Below are 6,882 nucleotides of genomic sequence, written 5' to 3' on the forward strand. Positions count from 1 at the left end.
AACAGCTTAACACTAGCTAAAGTATTGGATGATAACAAGAAAAGCCAGTACCCAATAAAGCTAACTTATTGATATTAATATTCATAATTTTAAATGGAGCTTTAACTCTATTGTTAAACAACTTAGTGTTGGTGTATTAATAAAACTGCTTTAATTCTTTGCTTCGCACAAGTCACTAATCTATTGAAGGCCATCAGCTTACAAATTTAGAGTCTTCTCAGTGTTTCTTTAAACTAGAGTATTAGCTTTATTATGTAGATAAAAATAAACGGACGTAACATTAAGTATGCCTTTACTGCATTTTTGCAAATTAGTTAAAAATATATTTGTTAGTTCCGAAAACTACACTAAAGTATATTGTATGCAAATGGTCTTTTTTCAAAAGAGGTATTTGTATGTTAGCAGTTCGTTAATGACAGCGCTGTCTTGGTGGGCTGAGTTTTATTTAAAACAATATGTAGAGGAAAAAAATGGATATTTTTAATAAAAAGCACTTAAGTGCCTGTATCTTGCTGGGCCTATGTACAAACGCATTTGCGGTAAAAACAATAAGTAATGAGCAGTATCAACAATTGCTACCACAACAAGCGAATGCGGTAGATTATACAATATCATTAGCAGATAAAGTGACGGTTAATTACCACTGCGAGATCATTGATACGCCCGACGGAGGTTACGATATTGATCGTGAGGGGTGTAATAAGCCTGGTCAATTTTATAGCATTGATTGGAAGGGGGAGTTTGGCACAATAATTAACTTATCAATAAAAGATAAACCTTCTTCAGCAACAATGATAGAGCACAAATTGTGGGCATTGGCTTTTGCCCACGCGAGTGCGTCAAGTCGAGTACAAATGCAATATGGCTTAAGAAAGGGAGCAAGTGGTACATTCGATTTAACAAAGCCGTTTGCAACGGGTGAGCGTTTCGGAGACTATTTTGACAGACAGATGAATCCCAATTACTTTGTATCAAAAGGTTTGCAAGAAAGTTCCTTAGGCAAGGATTTACCTGCTGGGGTGGATGAGGATGATGGGGTACTACAAATTGAATATCCTGGTAGCGCATGGGCAGAATTACAGGGTGTAGTGGGCGGTGGTTTTCCATTACCTTATAAAGACTTAGAACCACAAACGGTACTAAGTTCACACACGGGACCTGCACGCAATATACTCGGCTCTTCCATAAGCAGTGGTTTTTATAATGGCTCTGCATTAGCGATTGTAAGTGGCTCTTTACCATGGAATCAGGGCTCGGACTCGTCGCAAGACTCTATGCACTTGTTCATTCAACAGTCAAAAGATGCTGATGCTTTATCTATGCTAATGTCTTTTATGTACAATCGTGGTCCTTATGCCGCAAAAGACCAAGTACTGCGCACTCAAGAAATATTTGACCATTGTGTCGGTATTGCAGAGGACCTTGAAGATGATTGGACGTGCTTTCAAAAGCAAAATGACTTTGGCGCACGTTATATCAGACAAATTCCAGATGTGACAAATACCCTAACACTTGCGGCTAAGCACTCTGCGACAAGTTATGATACCGACTTAAGTTGGTCTGATGTGAGTAACTACTTGGATGTTCTAGAAGCATATGGGTTTTATTCTGCTGCTATAACCGCGAAAGCAAAAGCTGCGGCTCAGCAGAGCTTTGATACACTCAGTAGCAATGGGGTTATTTCATATCGTACTGACTTTGGTAAAGTGCTAGAACAAATAATTGTTAATTTGCCCATTTATGAGCTTGGTGAGGGAGGCCCATACGATGAACTTGGCAAAAAACAGTTTTATTTATATAACGAGTATTCAGGTACTAGTTTGGTAGTGACCAGCAATGAAGCTGGGCAAGCCGATGTAAATGAGTTCGTGTTAGCAAAAAACAGAGTTGCTGTTGATATTAATGGCGCTTTCACGCAATTAAAAACCAGCGATGGTGTAGCTGATTGTACTGCTCAGGCAAACACCGCACTACAAGCACTAAAGGCATCAACAGACGAAACTTACGTTTCTCTGAGCGCTCAAATAACATTTACTATCAATGATTCGGGGGCATGTACGTTTGAGAGTGGTCCGCATACTCCTCCACCACCGGTTAAAGATGGCTATTGGGATGCAAGTAAGCTCTACAACGACCCCGGTAATATTGTAATCGATGGTATTGACTGTTTTGAATATACAAACGCTTGGTATGTTGTAGGTGGGATGTCACCTAGCAAGGCGTATAGCGCTGATGAGTGGGGGGTTTGGAGGAAATCATCAGCGTTGCCAAACAGTACTTGCTTGAGTGATAAATAGCTTATCCTCCGAGAGCATTGGCTACACCGACCCTGATAGCTTTTATTAGTGACTGCTATAGATAACTACAATCCGTTGTTTTTAAGGGTTACTGTATAACTATTTGTGTTAAGTTCACAAATAAAAATTATAAGCCGCTCGTAGAAGGTAGCGGCTTTTTTAATGCGTTTTGGTATATGTCAGAATGCCAAAGACGGCTCTAGCTAATTTAAATTCAGGGAAGGCTTTTGTCGAAAAATGGGTAAGCTATTATTAAAAACAATGTATATTATGGTCGATGTATGGGGGAAAACCCACGCAAGTAAGAAAACCATGAGAATAATGAACGAGTTAAATAGGGTGAATCTTGAAACAAAATATTATGCACATAGCACTCGTCGTGGATGATTACGATGAAGCAATTGAGTTTTATGTTAACAAGCTGAAGTTTGATCTAATCGAAGACACATATCAAGCGGAACAAAATAAGCGCTGGGTCGTTGTTGCGCCACCAAACTCAACAGGTACAGCACTACTATTGGCTAAAGCATCTAAACCGAGGCAGAAAGCATTTATTGGCGACCAAGCTGGTGGTAGGGTATTTCTGTTTTTGAATACGGATGATTTTTGGCGAGACTATGAGCATATGGTATCAATTGGTATTCGATTTATTAGGCCTCCGGCACAGCAAGATTACGGCACTGTTGCGGTTTTTGAAGACTTATATGGTAATTTATGGGATTTACTGCAGCTTAATGAAGATCACCCAATGATGTTAAGGACCCGTGACTAACACATTGGAAGTTCAAAGTTTAGAATAGAGCGTTCGACATATAACGTTTTCACTACACAAATGCACTCTTCAGAATATATTTAACCTTGAAATTGACGTACAATGCCTACCTCGCAGTCAACGTAGATAGTTATGTCTATATCGGTTAAGAATATTCCAGAACCTGAACTTACTTGCGCAACATGTAAAGCATGCTGTTGTCGATTAGAAGTGATGGTTATTAGCGACACAGGCGTACCTGCGCAGCACCTAAGTATTGATAAGTGGGGCGCAGAAACTATGAAGCGCTTAGCGGACGGTTGGTGTTCGGCACTCGACAGAGAAACGTTTATGTGTACTATTTATGAGAATCGCCCCTGGATCTGCCGTGAATTTGAAATGGGATCGTATGAGTGCAAAGATGAAAGAGCGGAGTTTATGGAGCCGTCAAATTGATATGTCGTAGTGCTTGAAAGTAATTTCAAACTATTCAAGTTAATTAATACTTAATAAGGAGACCCTGTAAAAGGTTTTGTTGAGTGTATAGTCGTATCATAGTATGTTCCTAATTAATACTCTGACATAAAGGAATGCTACGATGCAGGCGAAATTAGTTTATTTCAAGTTAATGGCAGTAATGGTCTTTATACTGCAAACTTTTATTCAAAATACTTATGCAAACTCGGGTGATCCAGTGCCAATTTTTAAATTGTCAGGGATTGGTATCGTGAAAGATTTCATATATACAGAACATTACTCAGACTCTATTAATGAGATCACTATAATAGACACGAATGATGGCTTCGATTTTGTTTCTTTTTTAAAAGAGAATGGCAATGAATATCAAGTAGCTGAGCGCATTCTATTAAATGGCAGTGTTGTTAGCCATGTCGTATTACAACACCCAGAAACAAGTAACTCACTTGTTGCGGTTGTAACGAATTCTGGTCAGCTATTAATCATCGACGTAATAACCAAGCAACTTTTATTTTCAGAACTGATATCGCAGGAACCGCTGCTTTCATTAACTACTTGGGATGGCTCAAAACTATTCATCAGCTCGCTAAATACGCTGTACGAGGTTTCTATATTGCCGAGTATAACGATAGTAAGTCATGGTGATATAGGAGGTGATATGATCTCTGGTAGCTTTACCAAAGCGAATTCAACACAGCTGCTTTTTGCAAATGGTGATATATACGAAGAAGAGAATGATAAAATTACGCGAGTTTTTAATGTAAGTCCTGGTTTGTTCACTGATATGCAATTTGTACATGCTCAAGATCTAAATAATGACGACTTAGACGAAGTTGTTGTAGCTGAGCAAAGAGTTGTAGAGCTGGAAACAATCAGAAAGTTCGACATAATTGAAGTTAAAAGTGAGTCAAAACTAAGAAGTTACAGCGGTAAGCGTTTTATTTCACCTGTGGTTGCTGGAGATAACGCATTCGTAGCAACGTGGACAGAATCTAAAACAGGGCCCCTGAGGCACCACTACAGCCCATCATACTGTATTGATCCGGTACAGTTATCACCATCGACGCCTTTGTGCCGTGAGTTTAGTCGTTCTAATCAAGCATATTACATTCAACATATCGTTATTCATTACGGTGATGTAAATTTTGATGGTACGCTAGATTTAGTTGGTCGCACTGAATTTGAAGATAACTTTGTACATAAAAGTATTGATGCCGAAGATCCGACTAAGATACAAATGCCGATACATGATAATCGATGTCAAAATTCTTACCTTAATTCAGTCATCAAATACACAGCGACACAAGTAGGGTTAACATGCTACGGCAGGTACTCTGTCGAAAGTGCGATGTCGGGTGGCTTACGCGATATAGAACAAAAAACAGTAATAGAAATATCACAAGGGCAAACCTTAACTAAGCAAGACTTTGGTTCTGGTACATATGAGTTAAATAAAAGGTTTGATCACAGGGTTGATATTGATCTTGACGGCAAACAAGAGGATATCGAGTTCTTCAACGTTGAACTTAATGAATATAGATTACAGATCAGTCGTCTTTACGACAATAACAGCAGAGACGTCCTAATCACTAAATCGCTGCCTGTAGATGTGAACAACCCACTTAAAAAGTTCGCTTATGAGAGAGCAATAGACAACCACCTAAAACATGGAATGTATATTCAATTTAAAGAGTCTACGTTGTATTACGAATATGGAGAAGACTTCATTGAGTTAGGTAACGGTGCATATGTTGATTTATCCACAGCTGCATATTTCGAAGAAACGGGAGTTTACGCTTTAACTAAAGCTGGTGAATTAAAGGTAATAAATGTATCAATAGATCCGATAGTTATCGCGCGTTTTTGTGACAATGATACGGCAGTTGGGTTAGAAAAAAGTGGACTTAATAAACTGATATATTCTTGTAAAAATCGATTTGGTCAATTTGATACGTTAAACAAAAAAATTGATTGGGAAATAGAGGGGATCGCCAACACCGCATTTGTTAATAGTCGTATTATCGACGACAAAAAATTGGTTGTAACGTCAGGATCAAAGCCATCTATATTTGAAGTTGCGAGTAACAAAATAGACATTGCAGCAATTGCAGATATTAACTTACGGGTGCACGCAAATAAATCATTAGTAGTTGAATTGCCAAATACCGAGCAAAATAAGCGGTATGTATGGACATCGTCTTCGCGGTTGGGTGAACTTTCGACAGTTGAAGGTGAGTCAAGCACGTTTGAGTACACTCCTGATATTCTCGGTCGAGAAACCCTAAGTTATAGTATTTTAAAAGGGGAATGGGAGGCCGCACGAGGTATCGTAAATATTGATGTATACAATAAACCTCCGCAACTTAGTGATATTGCATTATTAACTCATTGGCGTAACCCCATTGAATTCTCGTTACCACTAACAGATGAAGATGGTGATAAAATCATTTACACATTCATCAATAGCCCTCAAGTAGGGCAGTTATCATGGGCCAATGAAAATACCAATACTTTACGTTATGCACCAACGAGTTATAAAACCGTTGAAAGTATTCAATACCGAGGCAATGACGGTAGAGCTAATTCCACTGTAAAAAACATAGATATTACGCTAACAAACACGGCCCCACAAGCCGCTGCTTTATCACATGTTGCAGAGCGCAATAAGCCAATTACCATAAAGCTTAAGGGTAGTGATCCTGATGGCGATATTATCACCTACCATGTAGATTCAGTAGAGCAAATAGCGGGGTTTAAATTAGACGCCAATACGGGTGAAGTTTCACTTACACCGAACGTTAATTCACCTGCATCTATTATCTTTGGCTATTCAGTGTCTGATTCAATATCAAATTCTACAGTGGCATCAGTCACAGTGGTTGTTAACGACTCAACCATTGTGACTGATAGTAAAAGCAGCGGTAATATTAGCCCGATGTATCTTGTATTTTTGATGTTGATGAGTTGTGTAAAGGGCTTTGTGCAGAGGAAGAATATGCGGAGTGTTTGTTAGCGGTTAACTGACATTTAACAGGGACTTGGTTTAAAGCAAACTCCAGCTTCTCTTTAGTTGCTGTACATAACTAAAGCAGTGAGTGTCTTTAATTGTGTGGTTGCCGTAGGGAAACTTTAAACGTTATTTAAATCCATATTAAGCACGTTTTAAAGTGAACGATTGTGATCTAATTCTAAACGTATAATGAGCGGGTTTTGTCTAAAAGCAAACGTAATTTGATTTGTGATGATTTTAGCGTTAGTCTAGGCGAAGTCCCTAGTTAATAGGGGCTTCAGAGCAATCAATTCTAAAATATCACTTCATCATTAAATCTAGAAATGAACGACCCCTTACAACAATAT

General features: G+C 38.7%; 4 protein-coding genes. All 4 read left to right on the plus strand.

The features are described 5' to 3' along the window. Positions 1-470: 470 nt before the first annotated feature. The 4 genes from J8M01_RS15420 (at position 471) to J8M01_RS15435 (ending at position 6,538) form a co-directional block, all read left to right on the plus strand. Positions 471-2,297, plus strand: coding sequence for a hypothetical protein (locus J8M01_RS15420; RefSeq protein ID WP_211058591.1), 1,827 nt, complete (start codon positions 471-473; stop codon positions 2,295-2,297). A 346-nt stretch (positions 2,298-2,643) separates the two neighbouring features. Continuing rightward, positions 2,644-3,069, plus strand: a complete 426-nt coding sequence (locus J8M01_RS15425; protein WP_210994939.1) for a VOC family protein — start codon at positions 2,644-2,646, stop codon at positions 3,067-3,069. A 132-nt stretch (positions 3,070-3,201) separates the two neighbouring features. Next, positions 3,202-3,504 carry a YkgJ family cysteine cluster protein gene (locus J8M01_RS15430; RefSeq protein ID WP_211058592.1) on the plus strand — a complete coding sequence of 101 codons (303 nt, stop codon included), beginning with the start codon at positions 3,202-3,204 and terminating at the stop codon, positions 3,502-3,504. A 142-nt stretch (positions 3,505-3,646) separates the two neighbouring features. Beyond that, positions 3,647-6,538: an Ig-like domain-containing protein gene (locus tag J8M01_RS15435; RefSeq protein WP_211058593.1), complete on the plus strand. Its 2,892-nt coding sequence runs from the start codon at positions 3,647-3,649 to the stop codon at positions 6,536-6,538. Positions 6,539-6,882 lie beyond the last annotated feature (344 nt).

It is taken from the genome of Pseudoalteromonas sp. MMG005 (genome assembly GCF_018101015.1).
In the GTDB taxonomy this organism is placed as follows: domain Bacteria; phylum Pseudomonadota; class Gammaproteobacteria; order Enterobacterales; family Alteromonadaceae; genus Pseudoalteromonas; species Pseudoalteromonas aurantia.

Excerpts from the sequence above, each read along its gene's own strand:
- J8M01_RS15420 (WP_211058591.1), top strand. The coding sequence starts at position 471 with ATGGATATTTTTAATAAAAAGCACTTAAGTGCCTGTATCTTGCTGGGC.
- J8M01_RS15430 (WP_211058592.1), top strand. The coding sequence starts at position 3,202 with ATGTCTATATCGGTTAAGAATATTCCAGAACCTGAACTTACTTGCGCA.
- J8M01_RS15435 (WP_211058593.1), top strand. The coding sequence starts at position 3,647 with ATGCAGGCGAAATTAGTTTATTTCAAGTTAATGGCAGTAATGGTCTTT.